The sequence below is a fragment of the Cupriavidus gilardii genome, from assembly GCF_013347325.1.
Taxonomy (GTDB): domain Bacteria; phylum Pseudomonadota; class Gammaproteobacteria; order Burkholderiales; family Burkholderiaceae; genus Cupriavidus; species Cupriavidus gilardii.
In genome coordinates, this window is the sequence record NZ_CP054626.1 from 3,180,430 (window position 1) to 3,197,502 (window position 17,073).

At 68.0% G+C, this 17,073-nt stretch carries 16 protein-coding genes; 11 read left to right on the forward strand and 5 right to left on the reverse strand.

All coding sequences use genetic code 11. The annotated features are described in order from the left end of the window. The gene (locus tag FOB47_RS24595; protein ID WP_174782272.1) at window positions 1-759 is read left to right on the forward strand and encodes an exonuclease; all 759 of its coding nucleotides are present in this window, start codon (window positions 1-3) and stop codon (window positions 757-759) included. Between the two features lie 117 nt (window positions 760-876). Continuing rightward, the gene (locus FOB47_RS24600) at window positions 877-1,158 is read left to right on the forward strand and encodes a hypothetical protein (protein ID WP_226994792.1); all 282 of its coding nucleotides are present in this window, start codon (window positions 877-879) and stop codon (window positions 1,156-1,158) included. Window positions 1,159-1,230: 72 nt separating this feature from the next. Here the strand turns inward: FOB47_RS24600 and arsC are convergent, their stop codons facing one another. Beyond that, window positions 1,231-1,590, reverse strand: coding sequence for an arsenate reductase (glutaredoxin) (gene arsC, locus FOB47_RS24605; RefSeq protein ID WP_053822796.1), 360 nt, complete (start codon window positions 1,588-1,590; stop codon window positions 1,231-1,233). A 110-nt stretch (window positions 1,591-1,700) separates the two neighbouring features. Between arsC and FOB47_RS24610 the strand changes: the two genes are divergently transcribed. Together FOB47_RS24610 and FOB47_RS24615 are read left to right on the forward strand one after the other, a co-directional pair. Continuing rightward, on the forward strand, window positions 1,701-2,285 hold the full coding sequence (locus FOB47_RS24610; protein WP_174782273.1) for a GNAT family N-acetyltransferase: 585 nt from the start codon (window positions 1,701-1,703) through the stop codon (window positions 2,283-2,285). 166 nt (window positions 2,286-2,451) lie between these two features. Beyond that, on the forward strand, window positions 2,452-3,096 hold the full coding sequence (locus tag FOB47_RS24615) for a hypothetical protein (RefSeq protein WP_144425854.1): 645 nt from the start codon (window positions 2,452-2,454) through the stop codon (window positions 3,094-3,096). Window positions 3,097-3,351: 255 nt separating this feature from the next. Here FOB47_RS24615 and FOB47_RS24620 read toward each other — a convergent pair whose 3' ends face one another. Together FOB47_RS24620 and FOB47_RS24625 are read right to left on the reverse strand one after the other, a co-directional pair. Beyond that, window positions 3,352-4,620, reverse strand: coding sequence for a M20/M25/M40 family metallo-hydrolase (locus tag FOB47_RS24620; RefSeq protein ID WP_174782274.1), 1,269 nt, complete (start codon window positions 4,618-4,620; stop codon window positions 3,352-3,354). Between the two features lie 77 nt (window positions 4,621-4,697). Beyond that, entirely contained in the window at window positions 4,698-5,963 is a 1,266-nt protein-coding gene (locus FOB47_RS24625) for an allantoate amidohydrolase (RefSeq protein WP_174782275.1), read from the reverse strand. A 471-nt stretch (window positions 5,964-6,434) separates the two neighbouring features. Between FOB47_RS24625 and FOB47_RS24630 the strand changes: the two genes are divergently transcribed. Further along, window positions 6,435-7,883 (forward strand): C4-dicarboxylate transporter DctA, encoded by a 1,449-nt coding sequence (locus FOB47_RS24630; RefSeq protein WP_053822800.1) that lies wholly within the window; start codon window positions 6,435-6,437, stop codon window positions 7,881-7,883. 42 nt (window positions 7,884-7,925) lie between these two features. Beyond that, a complete protein-coding gene (locus FOB47_RS24635; protein ID WP_053822801.1) occupies window positions 7,926-8,615 on the forward strand; it encodes a GntR family transcriptional regulator in 690 nt (229 codons plus the stop codon). 24 nt (window positions 8,616-8,639) lie between these two features. Here FOB47_RS24635 and FOB47_RS24640 read toward each other — a convergent pair whose 3' ends face one another. Beyond that, on the reverse strand, window positions 8,640-9,005 hold the full coding sequence (locus tag FOB47_RS24640; protein ID WP_174782276.1) for a DUF2784 domain-containing protein: 366 nt from the start codon (window positions 9,003-9,005) through the stop codon (window positions 8,640-8,642). A gap of 33 nt (window positions 9,006-9,038) precedes the next feature. Further along, window positions 9,039-9,959, reverse strand: a complete 921-nt coding sequence (locus FOB47_RS24645) for a LysR family transcriptional regulator (RefSeq protein WP_064574685.1) — start codon at window positions 9,957-9,959, stop codon at window positions 9,039-9,041. Between the two features lie 255 nt (window positions 9,960-10,214). On the opposite strand from FOB47_RS24645, the gene gcl reads away from it, so the two are divergent. The 5 genes from gcl (at window position 10,215) to pyk (ending at window position 16,977) form a co-directional block, all read left to right on the forward strand. Then, entirely contained in the window at window positions 10,215-12,005 is a 1,791-nt protein-coding gene (gcl, locus tag FOB47_RS24650; protein ID WP_151022897.1) for a glyoxylate carboligase, read from the forward strand. Window positions 12,006-12,098: 93 nt separating this feature from the next. Continuing rightward, window positions 12,099-12,881, forward strand: a complete 783-nt coding sequence (gene hyi / locus FOB47_RS24655) for a hydroxypyruvate isomerase (protein WP_174782277.1) — start codon at window positions 12,099-12,101, stop codon at window positions 12,879-12,881. An 81-nt stretch (window positions 12,882-12,962) separates the two neighbouring features. Beyond that, entirely contained in the window at window positions 12,963-13,877 is a 915-nt protein-coding gene (gene glxR, locus FOB47_RS24660) for a 2-hydroxy-3-oxopropionate reductase (protein ID WP_064574689.1), read from the forward strand. Between the two features lie 155 nt (window positions 13,878-14,032). After that, window positions 14,033-15,343 (forward strand): glycerate kinase type-2 family protein, encoded by a 1,311-nt coding sequence (locus FOB47_RS24665; RefSeq protein ID WP_174782278.1) that lies wholly within the window; start codon window positions 14,033-14,035, stop codon window positions 15,341-15,343. Window positions 15,344-15,507: 164 nt separating this feature from the next. Further along, window positions 15,508-16,977: a pyruvate kinase gene (pyk, locus tag FOB47_RS24670; RefSeq protein ID WP_174782279.1), complete on the forward strand. Its 1,470-nt coding sequence runs from the start codon at window positions 15,508-15,510 to the stop codon at window positions 16,975-16,977. Window positions 16,978-17,073 lie beyond the last annotated feature (96 nt).

A 17,073-nucleotide genomic window follows, 5' to 3' on the forward strand; every position in this document is an offset into this window, starting at 1 on the left:
ATGGCGAAGCAACAGGCCCCCGACACCCGCCCCGAAATCTACGTCAGCACCGACGTCGAGGCCGACGGTCCGATCCCCGGCCCGCACTCGATGCTGTCGTTCGCCTCGGTGGCGATGCTGGCCGACAAGACCGTGCTCGGCACCTTCTCGGCGAATCTGGAAACGCTGCCGGGTGCCGTCGGCCACCCGGTGCAGATGAAGTGGTGGGAATCCGAGCCCGAGGCCTGGGCCGCGTGCCGGCGCGATCTGCAGCCGCCGGAGCAGGCGATGGTGCGCTATGTCGAATGGGTCGAAAGCCTGCCGGGCAAGCCGGTGTTCGTGGCCTTCCCCGCCGGCTTCGATTTCACCTGGATGTTCTGGTACATGATGCGTTTCGCCGGCCGTTCGCCATTCGGCTGGGCCGCGCTCGACATCAAGACGCTGGGTTTCTCGCTGACGGGACTGCGCTACCGCCGCACCGTCAAGGCCGCGCTGCCGGACGCCTGGAAGGACCCGCTGCCGCATACGCATGTCGCGCTGGACGATGCGCACGAGCAGGGCGCGCTGTTCTGCAACATGCTGGCCGCCTTGCGCGAGCGCGAAGCGGCCCTCGCCGCGATCGCCCCGCAGCCCCCCGCCGAACCGGCCGAACCGGCCGAACCGGCCGAACCGGCCAAACCGGCCAAACCGGCCAAACCGGCCAAACCGGCCGAACCCGCCGAACCCGCCGAACCCGGCGACACCTCCGCGCCGCCCGACGACCTCGCACAGCAGGGTTGACCCTTAGGTCGCGTCCGCGCCACGCCGCGGCGCCCGCCATGCCGCCATCGCCTATAGTAAAAGCGTGCATGGCCGTTCCGACGCCGCGCCGTGCGCAACTGCGGCGCCTTGCCATGCATGGCGGTCCGCCGCTTTGGTCAAGACCGCCTGACGCGCGTTCCTGTCGAGGAGGTGTCGATCATGCGTTTCCATCCCGATCTTCACTGGCGGCATCTGGCCGAACGGCTGCACCGGCCACCGCACGCGCACAGTGTCGCCCACTCCCACCCCGCCGACGATGAAGCCGACATCGCCAAGGCCACGGTCTATGTCAGCACCGTGGCGCTGGTATTGCTGCTGATCGTGCTGGCGGCCATCGCTTTCGGTCAGGAGGCCATGCACTGGCTGGGTGTCCAATAACGACCCGCCTGAAGCTACCGCGCCTCCAGCACCGGGCCGGCCTCCACACGGAGGCCGGTTTCTATTTGGCGGTCAGGAAAGCAGCGCGGCGACGTTCTCCGGCGGCCGGCCGATCGCCGCGCGCTGGCCGCGCACCACGATGGGCCGCTGCAGCAGGATCGGATGATCGGCGACGGCCTGCAGCACCTCGGTATCGCTGAGCCCAGGATCGGCCAGGTCGAGCTCGGCGTAGATGGCTTCGTTGTCGCGCACCATCTGCCGCACCGGCACGTCGAGCAGCGCCTGCAGTTGCTTGAGCGTGGCCAGCGTCGGCGGCGTCTTCAGATACTCGACCACCTCGACCGGTTCGCCCAGGCGCTCGGCGGCCTGCTGCACCAGCGCCAGCGTGTCGCGCGACTTGGAGCAGCGCGGATTGTGGTAAATCTTGATCATCGGTTCGTCACCTCGAAACGCAAACGTTGTCATCTTCGAACACGACGGACTATACAAGCAGCGCCGGCGAACCGGTTCGCCGCGCGTCCCCATCCGTACTACAGCAGCCCATGACCACGAACCAGGCCAACCTTGCCGCGCCGACCGTGCGCAATGCCACCGACGACGATCTCCCGGCAATCCACGCGATCTACACCTACCACGTGCTGCACGGCCGCGCCTCGTTCGAGGAAGTACCGCCGACGCTCGAGGAAATGCGGGAACGCCGCGCCGCCGTGCTGGCCAAGGGCCTGCCCTATCTGGTGGCCGAACTGCAGAGCGACGGCCGCCCGGTCGTCGCGGGCTACGCCTACGCGTCAGCCTATCGGACCCGCAGCGCCTACCGTCACACCATCGAGGACTCGATCTACCTGGACGAGCGCCACCGCGGCCGCGGCATCGGCGCGGTCTTGCTCGCCGCGCTGCTGGCCCGTTGCGAGAACGGCCCCTGGCGCCAGATGGTCGCCGTGATCGCCTGCCCCGCCGGCGGCGAGGGCAACGGCTCGATCGCGCTGCACGAACGCATGGGCTTTCGCATGGCCGGCCGGCTGGAGGCGGTCGGCTTCAAGCATGGACAGTGGATCGATACGGCGCTGATGCAGAGGCCGTTGGGGGCGGGGGCGACGGCGTTGCCTGAAGAGATTCTGGCGCGGTGATCGGAGTGGGTCAAAACGGTTGGCAATGCCGCTCTAACGCCGGCCCTGTCCAGCCGAAGTGTTTTGCTCGCCAGCGTCAGTTCCCGGCAAACTGCGACAGTAATAAGCGGGGCGGTTCGGTAGGCTGGCTGCCGGCCCACCGGTCCAGCGGTCGGTGCCGCCCCTTATGCCGACCTACATCAAGATTGCAGGCACTGATTTCGACATCTCTCATCTGGCACCGTACCGCACCGTTGTCGACGTCCCGCTACGGGGCGGACAAGTTAAGCGAATGCGCGTCGAGATCGCCTACACGAACCACTGCTACAGTCGTCGCCCTATCGACGCGCTGCGCGAGGAGATACCAGCCGGATATCTGATTCGTGATGGCGCCAAAGTCCGCATGTTTTGCCCGCGCCGTTATCGGCTGTCCCTGAATCTGCCGCGAATCATGAGCGCGCTGATCCGAAGCGAGACCCGTGTCTGGAGCGTAGCCGGCAACAATTTTGTGCAAGTGGAGTTGGTGGATGACGAGGCGGACGCAATACACACGACGATCAACTACTACGTCATGATGCGGATCCAGAAGCACGCCCCGCCGGAAGAGCCGAAACTCATCCGGGTGCGGGTCGAGACCGCATTTCCCGAGGACGTGCTGTACTACGACAAGCCGGTGCTGAAAAAACCCTTCAGCTTTCGCAAGCTGCTCGCATGCGTCTGGGAAGAGCGCGACCCTAACGACCTGGCCCCCAGATCGCATAGAAACGCCGGGGGCAAGAAGAGCGTCTCCAAAAGCAAACGCCCCCTTGATAAAGGGGGCGTCCGGAAATAGTTGCGGGGTCTCTCTTGGATATCCCACTCCAGGTGGGACCTCGGCAGGGCCGAGGCGGCGCTTAGCTTTTGATGCAAACACCCCGCTAGTTGCTAAGCCTTTCCAACCCAAGCTCGGGCTGGACCTTCCGCTGGCCTTTGGCTTTCACCGAAGCGGCAGAAGGCTTTTAAGACCGGTCGATGATAGCACGATACGGGCCGCGGGTTGTCCGGTCGGCCCTTGGTATGCAGCTAGTAAGCCGACACGCCGGAAAAGTTACGACATCAAATCCGACAACGCCAGCGCCACCACCTTGGTGGCCCGGTTCAGGTCGTTCAGCCGCAGGTTTTCGTCCGAGTTGTGGCCGCGGGCTTCCATCAGCGTGCGCGGGCCGGCGCCGTACAGCACGGTCGGGATGCCGCGGCTGGTGTAGTGGCGGGCGTCGGTGTACAGCGGCACGCCGTGCACCGGGATATCGACGCCGAACACTTCCTCGGCGCGGCTCTTCAGGGCGCCGATCAGCTTCTCCACGCCCGGCAGTTCGGACAGCGGCTCGGCCAGGATGATGCGCTCGACCTTGACCTCGATGCCCGGGCGGTCCTTGGCGGCCTTCTCGACCACCGCGCGGATCTCGCCTTCCGCGTCGAAGCCGATCTCTTCCGGGATCATCCGGCGGTCGATACGGAACGTCACCAGGTCGGGCACCACGTTGGTGTTGATGCCGCCCTTGATCAGGCCGACGTTCAGCGTTGCGGTGTCGATGCCCGGCACCTTGGACTTGCGCGTCGCCAGCTCGGCGCGCAGGCCGTAGACGGCCTGCAGGATATGGGTCGCGGCCTCGATTGCGTCGACGCCGGTATGCGGCATCGCGGCATGGCCCTGCTTGCCCTTGACCGTGACCTCGACGTGCAGGCAGCCGTTATGGGCCGACGTGATGCCGTACGAGAAGCCGGCCGAGATCGCGTAGTCGGGCTTGGTCAGGCCCTGGTCCAGCAGGAACTTCGGGCCGATGTCGCCGCCGGTTTCCTCGTCGTAGGTGAATTGCAGCTCGACGGTGCCGTTCAGCTTCGCGCCCTGCTTTTCCGCTTCCATCAACGCCAGCACCGCGTAGGTGTAGGTGGCGAAATCCGACTTCGACACCGCCACGCCGCGGCCGTACATCACCGGGCCGTGTTCGCTGTCGGCAATCTCGCCGCCGTACGGGTCCTTGGTCCAGCCCAGTCCCGGCGGCACCACGTCGCCGTGCGCGTTCATCGCGATGGTCGGGCCGCCATTGCCGAAGGTCTTGCGCACGATCAGGTTGGTGGCGCTGATCATGCCGGCGGCCTTGACCAGTTCGTCGGGCACCTTGTGCGCCTCGACCTGGAAGCCCAGGCCTTCGAGCAGCTGCCGCGCGCGCGCGCCGTGGGCGTCGCAGTCGCCCGGCGGATTGTCCGAGGGCACCTTGACCAGCTCGGCAAGGAAGGCCTCCTGCGCGGGACGATGCGCGTCGATGAAGTTGGTCAGCGTGGTTTGCGTGGGATTCATGTTGTCTCGTGCGGTCATGGCTCTTAGCTTGTCGTTTGTGGGCGCGCTCGGCGCGGGAATGTGTTCGGAATCAGGGCGGCCGGCAAGGGCCGAAGTCAAGGACGGGCGCTGAAGTGTTCGACGAAATCGCTGAACACGCGCGCGGCGAGCGCGGCGTCCTCGACCGTCATGGTCTCGGTCGGATGGTGGCTGATGCCGCCGTTGCCGCAGCGCACGAACAGCATCGCCACGTCGGCGATCGCGGCGATGGCCATCGCGTCGTGGCCGGCGCCCGACGGCAGCAGGCGGACCGGCGCGCCCTGGCGCTCAATCGCCGCCGCCCACTGCTGCTGCAGCCACGGCGCGCACGGCACGCTGGCGGCCTCGTGGGTCTTGCGGACCTGCGCGCGGACCTTGCGGCGCGCGCAGATGCGTTCGATCTCGGCCAGCACGTCCGCGACGGCGGCCTGGCGCACCGCGTCCTCGCCGGCGCGGATATCGATCGAGAACACCGCACGGCCCGGCACGACGTTGGCGGCGCCGTTGGGCACGTTGAACTGGCCGACGGTGCCGACCAGGCCCGGCGAGCCGCTGCAGCGGCGCTCGATGAACAGGCCGATCTCGGCGCCGGCCATCGCGGCGTCCCGCCGCATGTCCATCGGCACGGTGCCGGCGTGGCCGGCCAGGCCGTCGAGTTCGACGATGAAGCGGGTCGCGCCGGAAATCGCGGTCACCACGCCCACCGGCAAGTTCTCGTTCAGCAGCACCGGCCCCTGCTCGATATGCACTTCGACGAAGGCCAGCACCTTGTCAGGCGAATGGGCCGCGGCCGGCAGGCCCGCCGGATCGAAGCCGGCCGCGCGCATCACCTCGCGCATGGTCTTGCCGCTGTCGTCGACGTTCTCGAGCACGTTCTGGTCGAAGGTGCCGGCGATCGCGCGACTGCCGAGCAGCGTCGCCTTGAAGCGCACGCCCTCTTCCTCCGCGAAGCCGACCACCTCAATCGCGAACGGAAAGCGCTTGCCCTGGCGATGCCATTCGGCGACGCAGGCGATCGGCAGGATCACGCCCAGATTCCCGTCGTAGCGGCCGGCATCGCGCACCGTGTCGAAATGCGAACCCGTCAGCAGCGCCGGCGCGTCCGGCTCGGTGCCTTCGTAGCGGCCGATCACGTTGCCGGCGGCGTCGCGCCGCACCGTCATGCCGGCCGCTTCCATCCACGCCGCGAGCTGGGCGGCGGCGCCGTGGTGGGCTTCGGTCAGATAGGTGCGAGTCAGCATGCCGGGCTGCTCGGTGTGGACGGCGAGGGCGTCGGCCCAGGCCATGATGCGCGCGCCGACTTCGGTGCCGGACACCGGGGAGGGCGTTGTGGATGCTGCCATGCGTGTCTCCTGCTGAACGGATCGTGCCGGCTGTCGGCCGGCACCCGGGCCCCCGGACGGGGATGCGATGACTGTAGCGCGCTCGCCTGCGGCTTGGCGAGCCTGTTGGGCCGGCCGCCTGGCGCGGTTGCTGTTGTGCTTGTGGGTTGCGCTGTTTCCCCGGCGCAGAGGCGCGCCCGGGGCATCGATGCAGACCATGTTAGCACAGTGAATTCAAAAATTGCATACAAAAACGATATGCACTATATTCCGGTCCAGGTTCCGACAAAGCGCTGCGGACAATCCGGTCCAGACAGTCGTCGGCGTGAATTCCGCCCCAACAGGGGGGCCTTCCACGCGAGCTCACACCCCCGTATCGGGAGGTGTGCCGGACCCGAGACACCGTTGCCGACAAGCGGCGCCGGTGGCAGTCCTGAATCGAACAGGGCGAGCCGTCACACCGACACGGACCCGCCCGTCTGGAGACAAGTCATGCAGCAACCCGCCCTGCCCGGCGCCGGCCGGCCGCACACGCCTACCCCCAATCCCGTCCCCCGCCATCCGGTCCACCGCTTCACGCGCTCGCTGTTCGGCCAGGTGCTGATCGCGCTGGTGCTGGGCACGGTGCTCGGCCTGGCCTTCCCCGAGTTCGCCGCCAAGCTCAAGCCGCTCGGCGACGCCTTCATCAAGCTGATCAAGATGCTGATCGCACCGATCGTGTTCTGCGTGGTCGTCGCCGGCATCTGCGGCGCCGGCGAGCTGAAGAAGGTCGGCCGCGTCGGCGTCAAGGCGGTGGTCTACTTCGAGATCGTCACCACCATCGCGCTGGCGCTCGGCATCCTGCTGGCCTACGTGTTCCAGCCCGGCGCCGGCATGAACGTCAACCCGGCTTCGCTGGACGCCTCGGCGATGAGCGCCTATGTCGACAACGCGGCCAAGGTGGCCAGCGGCGGCACCGTCGACTTCCTGCTCAAGCTGATTCCATCGACCGTGATCGGCGCCTTCTCGTCGGGCGACGTGCTGCAGGTGCTGCTGGTCTCGGTGCTGTTCGGCTGCGCGCTGTCGCTGATCGGGGAGCCGGGCCGGCCGCTGGTCAGGCTGATCGACACCTTCTCGCAGACGCTGTTCAAGATGATGGGCTTCATCATCAAGCTGGCGCCGCTCGGCGTGCTGGGCGCGGTGGCTTTCACCGTCGGCAAGTACGGCATCGGCTCGCTCAAGCAGCTCGGCTTCCTGGTGGTGCTGTTCTACGGCGCGGTCGTCGTGTTCGTGGCTGTGGTGCTGGGCACCGTGATGCGGATGTCGGGCTTCTCGGTGTTCAAGCTGATCAAGTACCTGCGCGCCGAACTGCTGGTGGTGCTGGGTACGGCCTCGTCGGACAGCGTGCTGCCGCAGGTCATGCGCAAGCTCGAGTTCATGGGCATCCGCAAGTCGGTGGTCGGCCTGGTCATTCCGACCGGCTACTCGTTCAACCTCGACGCCTTCTCGATCTACCTGACGCTGGCGGCAGTGTTCATCGCGCAGGCGACCAATACGGCGCTGTCGATGGCCGATCTGCTCGGCATCCTGGCCGTCGCGCTGGTGACCTCCAAGGGCGCGCACGGCATCCCCGGCTCCGCCATCGTGATCCTGGCCGCGACGCTGTCCGCACATCCCGCGATCCCGGCGATCGGCCTGGTGCTGGTGCTGTCGGTCGACTGGTTCATCGGCATCGCCCGTGCGCTGGGCAACCTGATCGGCAACTGCGTCGCGACCGTGGTGGTCGCGTCCTGGGAAAAGGACATCGACCGCGAACGCGCGCATGCCGTGCTGAACGGCCAGATCCCGGCGGCCGAACTGGACGAAGGGCTCAGCGCGCCGGTGCTCGACGGCCTGGACGGCGTGGAAGGCGGCCATCCCCCCGGGTATGCGCCGGTGCCGGGTAAAGCCACGGGACGATAGAATTCGGCATTTCCCCCAAGCGCGCCGCCCGCGCTGCGCCCCATGCCCGAGCATATCGACCCTGCCATGACCGCCGAGGCGATCGCCGACGACATCGTCGCGGCGATCGTCTCGCACCGCCTGCCGCCCGGCACCAAGCTGCGCGAGGAGGCTCTGGCCGCGGTCTACCGGGTCAGCCGCACCAAGGTGCGCGCGGCGCTGCTGATGCTGTCCAAGGACAAGGTGATCCAGATCGTGCCCGACAAGGGCGCGTTCGTCGCCAAGCCCAGCGCAGAGGAGGCGCGCGAGGTCTTTGCCGTGCGGCGCATCCTCGAGGCCGCGCTGGCCCGCGAATTCGTCGCGCGCGCCACCGCCGCCGACTACAAGCGGATCGACAAGCATCTGGCCGCCGAAAGGAAGGCCCTGGCCGGCAACGACGCGCAGACCCGTACCCGGCTGCTCAGCGACTTCCATATCCTGCTGGCGGAGGTGGTCGGCAACAAGGTGCTGACCGAGATGCTGCACGAGCTGTCGATGCGCAGCGCGGTGATCACGATGCTGTACCAGTCGCGCCGGGATGCGGCGTGCTCGTCGGACGAACATCGCGAATTCATCGAGGCGGCCCGCGCCGGCGACGCCGAGCGCGCGGTCGAACTGATGGTCGGCCACCTGAGCCATGTCGAAGGCGCGCTGCACTTCGACGAGGTACCGGCGCCGGCCGGCAAGGACCTGGTGACGGCGCTGCTGGCGTGACGGCCGCGTCGGCCGCGCGCCGCGTCAATGCCGGCGCCGCCGCGACCACCACCACAGCGCGTACATCGCGACATTGATGCCCACCACCAGCGCGCCCAGCCACAGCTGCATCTCGCGCGTCAGGGCCTGCGGGTACAGCAGCGGCAGCAGATACTGCTCGACGAAGCCGCCGGCATAGGCGTGTTCGCCCGCGGCCCGCCGAAGGCGGTTCTCCAGCGGCGTCAGCGGACAGATCCAGCCGGTCCATTCGACGGTGGCGCCCCATAGCGCGGCGGGCAGATGCAGCCACGCGACCCGGGGCCAGCGCCACAGCAGCGCGCCGCCGGCGACGACGAAGGCGACGAACAGCAGGTGCAGCACCACCACGGCGTCGGCCAGCCAGGCAGCCATCGGCCCTCCCCTTCGAAGCCGGCACTCGGATGCTTACGCGCCGCCGGCGCGCGCGGTCCAGTAGCCCGGGCGGTTGAACTCGGTCTTCAGGTGCTCGATGAAGAAGCGGATCTTCGCGGGTACGGGTCGCTGCTGCGGGTACACCGCCAGGATGTCGTAGTCGGGCAGCGCGTATTCGTCCAGCACCGTGATCAGTTCCCCGCTCTCGAGCTGCGGCAGGATTTCCCACGTCGAGCGCCAGCCCAGCCCAAGCCCCTCGCAGGTCCAGCGGTGCAGCAGCTCGCCGTCGTTGCAGTCGAGATTGCCGGTCACGCGCACGCTGACGGCCTTGCCGTTGTGGCGGAAGTACCAGCCGCGCTGCTGTCCGCCCTGCAGGTTGAAGGCGAGGCAGTTGTGCTGCGCCAGGTCATCCAGCGTACGCGGCACGCCGTGCTTCGCGAAGTAGGCCGGCGTGCCGCACACGACGCGCTTGTTGGTCGCCAGCTTGATCGCGACGAAGTTCGGGTCGATCGCACCGCCGATGCGGATGCCGACATCGTAGCCCTCGCGCACCAGATCGACGACCCGGTCGGTCAGGTTGAACGAGATCTGCACCTCGGGATTGCTGGCGAGAAAGGCCGGCGCGTGCGGCGCCACATGCTTGCGGCCGAATGCCGCCGGCGCCGAAACGATCAGATGGCCGGTGGCCTTGTGGCGGCCCTCGGCGATCAGCATCTCGGCGCGGTCCAGGTCGGCCAGCGCCTTCTTGCACTGCTCCATGAAGGCGGCGCCCTGCTCGGTCACGACGATGCGCCGCGTGGAGCGGTGCAGCAATTTGACGCCGATGCGCGCCTCCAGCGCGTTGATGCGCCGGCCGATCATCACCGGCGTGACGCCCTGGGTCAGCGCGGCGGCCGCCATGCTGCCCTGCTCCACGACGGAAATGAAGGCCTCGATCTGTTTGAGTTTGTCCAATTCTTGTCTCCTCCCGCGCACGATTGTGCGCCGCGCCGCGATGCTGCGGCATCCGCCGCGCGCTATGCCGGCAATGCGCCGGAACGCATGTCGCCGGTGAATGCCAATCAACGCGGACGGTGCGCCTGCGCACGCGCCCGACGACATCATTCCAAACCTCAGGTATGGAATCAACTGATCTCTCTTCCCTTTATCGCAGCGCCAAGGCGGTAATAGCATCGACTCCAACGGATTGGATCACCCTTGGAGACAGACATGCCGAAGATGAGAGCAGTGGACGCGGCGGTAGCCGTGCTGGAAAAGGAAGGCATCACCGTGGCGTTCGGCGTACCCGGCGCCGCCATCAACCCGTTCTATTCGGCGATGCGCAAGACCGGCTCGATCGACCATTACCTGGCGCGCCACGTCGAGGGCGCCTCGCACATGGCCGAGGGCTATACCCGTGCCGAGGCCGGCAATATCGGCGTCTGCATCGGCACCTCGGGACCGGCCGGCACCGACATGATCACCGGGCTGTATTCGGCCTGGGCCGACTCGATTCCCATCCTCTGCATCACCGGCCAGGCGCCGCGCGCCCGCCTGTACAAGGAAGACTTCCAGGCTGTCGATATCGAATCGATCGCCAAGCCGGTGACCAAGTGGGCCGTGACCGTGCGCGAGCCGGCGCTGGTGCCGCAGGTCTTCCAGCAGGCCTTCCACCTGATGCGCTCGGGCCGTCCGGGTCCGGTGCTGATCGATCTGCCGTTCGACGTGCAGGTCGCCGAGATCGAGTTCGATCCGGAAACCTACCAGCCGCTGCAACCGTACAAGCCGGCCGCGTCGCGCGCGCAGATCGAGAAGGCGATCGCGATGCTGAACGCCTCGGCCAAGCCGCTGATCGTCTGCGGCGGCGGCGTGATCAACGCCGATGCGGCGGACCTGCTGGTCGAGTTCGCCGAGCTGGTCAACGTGCCGGTGGTGCCGACGCTGATGGGCTGGGGCGTGCTGGCCGACGATCATCCGCTGCAGGCCGGCATGGTCGGGCTGCAGACCTCGCACCGCTACGGCAACGCGAACCTGCTGGCGTCCGACTTCGTGATGGGCATCGGCAACCGCTGGGCCAACCGCCATACCGGCAGCGTCGACGTCTACACCAAGGGCCGCAAGTTCGTGCACGTCGATATCGAGCCGACGCAGATCGGCCGCGTGTTCGGCCCGGACCTGGGCATCGTTTCCGATGCCAAGCTGGCGCTGCAGCAGTTCGTCGAGGTCGCCCGTGAAATGAAGCAGGCCGGCCGGCTGCCGTGCCGCAAGGCCTGGGTCGCCGAGGTGCAGAAGCGCCGCCGCACGATGCACCGCAAGAGCGATTTCGACAACGTTCCGGTCAAGCCGCAGCGCGTCTATCGCGAGATGAACCAGTACTTCCCGCGCGACGTGCGCTACGTCAGCACGATCGGCCTGTCGCAGATCGCCGCGGCGCAGTTCCTGTCGGTCAACCAGCCGCGCCACTGGATCAACTGCGGCCAGGCGGGCCCGCTGGGCTGGACCATTCCTGCCGCGATCGGCGTCAAGGTCGCCTCGCCCGAATCGGACGTGGTGGCGATCTCCGGCGACTACGACTTCCAGTTCATGATCGAGGAGCTGGCGGTGGCGGCGCAGTTCAAGGTGCCGTACATCCACGTGCTGGTCAACAACTCCTATCTCGGCCTGATCCGCCAGGCGCAGCGCAACTTCGACATGGATTACTGCGTGCAGCTGGCCTTCGACAACATCAACGCGCCGGAGCTCGAGGGCTATGGCGTCGACCACGTCAAGGTGGTCGAGGGCCTGGGCTGCAAGGCGATCCGCGTGTTCAAGCCCGAGGACATCGCGCCGGCTTTCGCCGAGGCGCGCGACCTGATGGCCGAGTTCTCGGTGCCGGTGGTGGTCGAGGTGATCCTCGAGCGCGTGACCAATATCGCGATGGGCACCGAGATCGACAACATCAACGAGTTCGAGCCGATCGACGATCGCGTCGACGAGGAAGCCGACGCAGCGATCCTGAAAGAAGAAGCGGAAACGGCCTGACGCGCGCGCCGGCGGAGGCAGGCCCTTCAGGGCCATCGCCCCCGCCGCCCCGATGGCCCCACCGACAAACCCACCCAGACTCTGGAGACATCCATGCCGAAACTGGCTGCCAACCTGACCATGCTGTTCAACGAGGTCGGTTTCCTCGACCGCTTCGAAGCCGCCGCGCGCGCGGGCTTTCGCGGCGTCGAATTCCTGTTCCCCTATGCCTTCCACGCCGATCAGATCGCCGATCGGCTCAACCGCTTCCAGCTCGACCTGGTGCTGCACAACCTGCCGGCCGGCAAGTGGGAAGCGGGCGAGCGCGGCATCGCCTGCCATCCGGACCGCGTCGGCGAGTTCCAGGACGGCGTGGGCGACGCGATCCAGTACGCCAGGGTGCTGGGCGTGCAACAGCTGAACTGCCTGGTCGGCATCCTGCCGCAGAACGTCAGGCGCGAGCAGGCGCAGGAGACGCTGGTCGAGAACCTGCGCTTTGCGGCCCGCAAGCTGGCCGCCGAGAAAATCGACCTGCTGATCGAGCCGATCAACACCTTCGACATTCCGGGCTTCTTCCTGTCGCGCACGCAGCAGGCGCTCGATCTGATCGAACAGGTCGGCGAGCCCAATCTGTACGTGCAGTACGACATCTATCACATGCAGCGGATGGAAGGCGAAATCGCCGCGACGCTGAAGGCCAACCTGCCGCGCATCAAGCATGTGCAGCTGGCCGACAACCCGGGCCGCAACGAGCCGGGCACCGGCGAGCTGAACTACGCCTTCCTGTTCCAGTGGCTGGACCAGATCGGCTACACCGGCTGGGTCGGCTGCGAATACAAGCCGCGCACGACCACCGAGGCCGGCCTGGGCTGGCGCGCGCAGTTCGGCGTGCAGTGATCCGGCCGGACCGCTGCAGCTGGGCACAGCACACAGAAGACAGAACCGATTTCATTGATCACCATTCCAAGGAGACTCACCATGGCAAACCAACGCAACGTCGGCTTCATCGGCCTGGGCATCATGGGCGCGCCGATGGCCGGCCACCTGCGCGCGGCCGGCCACACGCTGTTCGTCCATGACGTCAACCCCGCGCCGCAGGCCCTGGTCGACGCCGGCGTCACGGTCTGCACCAGCGCCGAGGAGGTCGCCAAGCGCGCCGACATCGTGATCATCATGGTGCCGGACACCCCGCACGTGGAAAGCGTGCTGTTCAGCGACAAGGGCGTGGCCGCCGCGCTGAAGGCCGCCGGCAAGGAAGCCTCGCACAGCAAGATCGTGGTCGACATGAGCTCGATCTCGCCGATCGCGACCAAGGACTTCGCGGCGCGCATCAACAAGCTGGGCGCGGCGTACCTCGACGCGCCGGTGTCGGGCGGCGAGGTGGGGGCGAAGGCGGCCACGCTGACCATCATGGTCGGCGGCCCGGCCGAGGCCTTCGAGGAGGTCAAGCCGCTGTTCGAGCTGATGGGCAAAAACATCACGCTGGTCGGCGGCAACGGCGATGGCCAGACCACCAAGGTCGCCAATCAGATCATCGTCGCGCTGAACATCCAGGCCGTCGCCGAGGCGCTGCTGTTCGCCTCGAAGGCCGGCGCCGATCCGGCCAAGGTGCGCCAGGCGCTGATGGGCGGCTTCGCGTCGTCGCGCATCCTGGAAGTGCACGGCGAACGCATGGTCAAGCGCACCTTCGACCCGGGCTTCCGCATCGAGCTGCACCAGAAGGACCTGAACCTGGCGCTGCAGGGCGCCAAGGCGCTGGGCGTGGCGCTGCCGAACACCGCGACCGCGCAGGAACTGTTCAACACTTGCGCCGCCAATGGCTTCGGCAAGCAGGATCACTCGGCGCTGTGCCGCGCGATCGAGCTGATGTCGAACCATACGATCGCGAAGTAAGCGGCCGGCGGGGGCGCGCTACCAGCGCCCTCGTCATGGCCGACCATGGCGTCGTCCCCGCGAATGCGCGGGACCCAGTGACTTCGAAAGCCGTTGGGTTCCCGCCTTCGCCGGAATGACGTGTCGATATCCGCCCAAGCTCATCCCGCACCGCCATGTATTCCGATTCCCACGCCGCCCTGCTGACGCCGCAGCGTCGCGACAGTCTTGCCGATCCGCGTGCACTGCTGCGCGAGCTGTTCGACACCGCGGTCGCCGCGGTCAGTCCGGGCCAGTGCCTGCCGCCGCAACTGCCGCCCCCGCCAAAGGGCCGCACCGTGGTGATCGGCGCGGGCAAGGCCGCCGCGTCGATGGCGCAGGCGGTCGAGGCCAACTGGCAGGGCGAACTGTCGGGACTGGTGGTGACGCGCTACGGCCACGGCGCGCCGTGCTCGCGCATCGAAGTCGTCGAGGCCGCGCATCCGGTGCCCGACGCCGCCGGACAGCAGGCCGCGCAGCGCATGGTCGAACTGGTCAAGGGACTGAGCGCCGACGACCTGGTGCTGTGCCTGATCTCGGGCGGCGGCTCGGCGCTGCTGGCGGCGCCCGCGCCGGGACTGACGCTGGCCGACAAGCAGGCCGTCAACAAGGCGCTGCTGCGCAGCGGCGCCAATATCGGCGAGATGAACTGCGTGCGCAAGCATCTGTCCGCGCTCAAGGGCGGCCGGCTCGCGCTGCAGTGCGCGCCGGCGCGCGTCGAGACACTGCTGATCTCGGACATTCCGGGCGACGATCCGACGCTGATCGCCAGCGGGCCGACGTTGCCCGACGCCACCACCTGCGCCGATGCGCTGGCGGTGATCGACAAATACGGCATCGAGGTGCCGGCGGCCGTGCGCGCGCATCTGGAGAGCGGCGCCGGCGAAACGCCCAAACCCGGCGACGCGCGCTTCGAAGGCCATCGCAGCGTGACGCTGGCCACCGCGCAGCAGGCGCTGGAAGCCGCCGCCGCGCGCGCCCGCGCGCTCGGCATCGAGGCCCACATCCTGTCCGATTGCATCGAGGGCGAGGCGCGCGAGGTCGCGCTGGTGCACGCGGCGCTGGCGCGCCAGGTCACGCAGCGCGGCCAGCCGTGGCGCAAGCCGTGCGTGCTGCTGTCCGGCGGGGAGACCACCGTGACGGTGCGCGGCAAGGGCCGCGGCGGACGCAACGCGGAATTCCTGCTGTCGCTGGCGGTGGCGCTCGACGGCCTGCCCGGCGTGCATGCGATCGCGGCCGACACCGACGGCATCGACGGCTCCGAGGACAACGCCGGTGCGCTGCTGTCGCCGGACACGCTGGCGCGCGCCGCCGCGCGCGGCGTGTCTGCCCGTGCGCGGCTGGCCGACAACGATGGCTACGGCTTCTTCGCCGCGCTCGACGATCTGATCGTCACCGGGCCGACGCGCACCAACGTCAACGACTTCCGCGCGATGCTGATCCTCTGACGATGGCCCTGCGACGCCGCCGCGCCTGCCGGGAACGACAACCACAACAGCAACGGTATCGAATCGCCACCGGCACGCCAGCGTGCCGCCCCCCACCGCAACAACGCGAACAACGCGATCGCTGCAAACACCGCACCACTGCAATCACCGCAACAGGAGACACCATGAGACGCCAGCGCAAAGCCAAGATCGTTGCCACGCTGGGACCGGCAAGCACCGATATCGCGGTGATCCGGCAGCTGTTCGAGGCCGGCGCCGACGTGTTCCGGCTGAACTTCAGCCACGGCACGCACGAGGACCATCGCCAGCGCTATGACGCCGTGCGCCAGGTCGAGGCAGAGACCGGCCGTCCGATCGCGGTGCTGGCCGATCTGCAGGGGCCGAAGCTGCGCATCGGCACGTTCGCGGTCGGCAAGGTCGCGGTCAAGGCAGGCGATCCCTTCGTGCTCGACAGCGATCCGACCCCGGGCCATGCGACGCGCGTGCATCTGCCGCATCCGGAGCTGTTCCGCGTCGCCGCGCCGGGCCAGTCGCTGCTGATCGACGACGGCAAGGTGCAGTTGCGGATCGAGTCGGTGTCGGCGGGCAGCATCGCCACGCGCGTGGTCAATCACGGCACGCTGTCGGACCGCAAGGGCGTCAACGTGCCCGACGCGGTGATCCCGATTCCCGCGCTGACCGACAAGGACCGCCGCGATCTCGAGTTCGCGCTGTCGCTCGGCGCCGACTGGATCGCGCTGTCGTTCGTGCAGCGCCCGTCGGACATCGTCGAGGCGCGCGAGATCATCGGCACGCGCGCCGGCGTGCTGTCGAAGATCGAGAAGCCGGCCGCGCTGCAGCAGCTCGACGAGATCGTGCGCGTGTCGGACGCGGTGATGGTCGCGCGCGGCGACCTCGGCGTGGAACTACCGCCGGAGCGCGTGCCCGGCGTGCAGAAGCGCATCCTGCGGGTCTGCCGGCAGCTCGGCAAGCCGATCGTGATCGCCACGCAGATGCTCGAATCGATGATCGACTCGCCGGTGCCGACGCGCGCGGAGGCGTCCGATGTCGCCAGCGCGATCTACGACGGCGCCGACGCGGTGATGCTGTCGGCCGAATCGGCCAACGGCCGCCACCCGGTGCCCGCGGTCGCCATGATGAACCGCATCATCACCGAGGTCGAACGCGATCCGCTCTATCGCAATCTGCTCGATGCACAGCACGAGGCGCCGCTGTCGACCCGCCAGGACGCGATCTGCGCCGCGCTGCGCGAGGTCACGCAGATCATCGGCGCGGCGGCGACGGTGACCTACACGTCGTCGGGCGCCACCGCGCTGCGCGCCGCGCGCGAGCGGCCGTGCGCGCCGATCGTCAGCATCACGCCGCATGTCGAGATCGCAAGGCGGCTCGCGCTGGCCTGGGGCGTGCATTCGACGGTCAGCCCGGATGTGCAGAGCGTCGACGAGATGGTCGATGCCGCAGCACGCGCGGCGCTGGCCGAAGGCTATGCGCAGCCCGGCGATCAGATCACCATCGCCGCCGGCATGCCGTTCGGCCAGGGCGGCACCACCAATCTGCTGCGCGTGGCGGAGGTCGGCGGGACCAGGGCGCCGGCCAGCGTCGCGGTCGAGACCGCCAGCGCCGTGCCCGCATAAGCCGGGGCGCTCTCCGGCAATCCCGCGCGGTGCCGCCATTGCTATACTTGGCGGCACTTCGCGGCCGGGCGCCGTTGCCCGTTCCCCCGTGGCCGC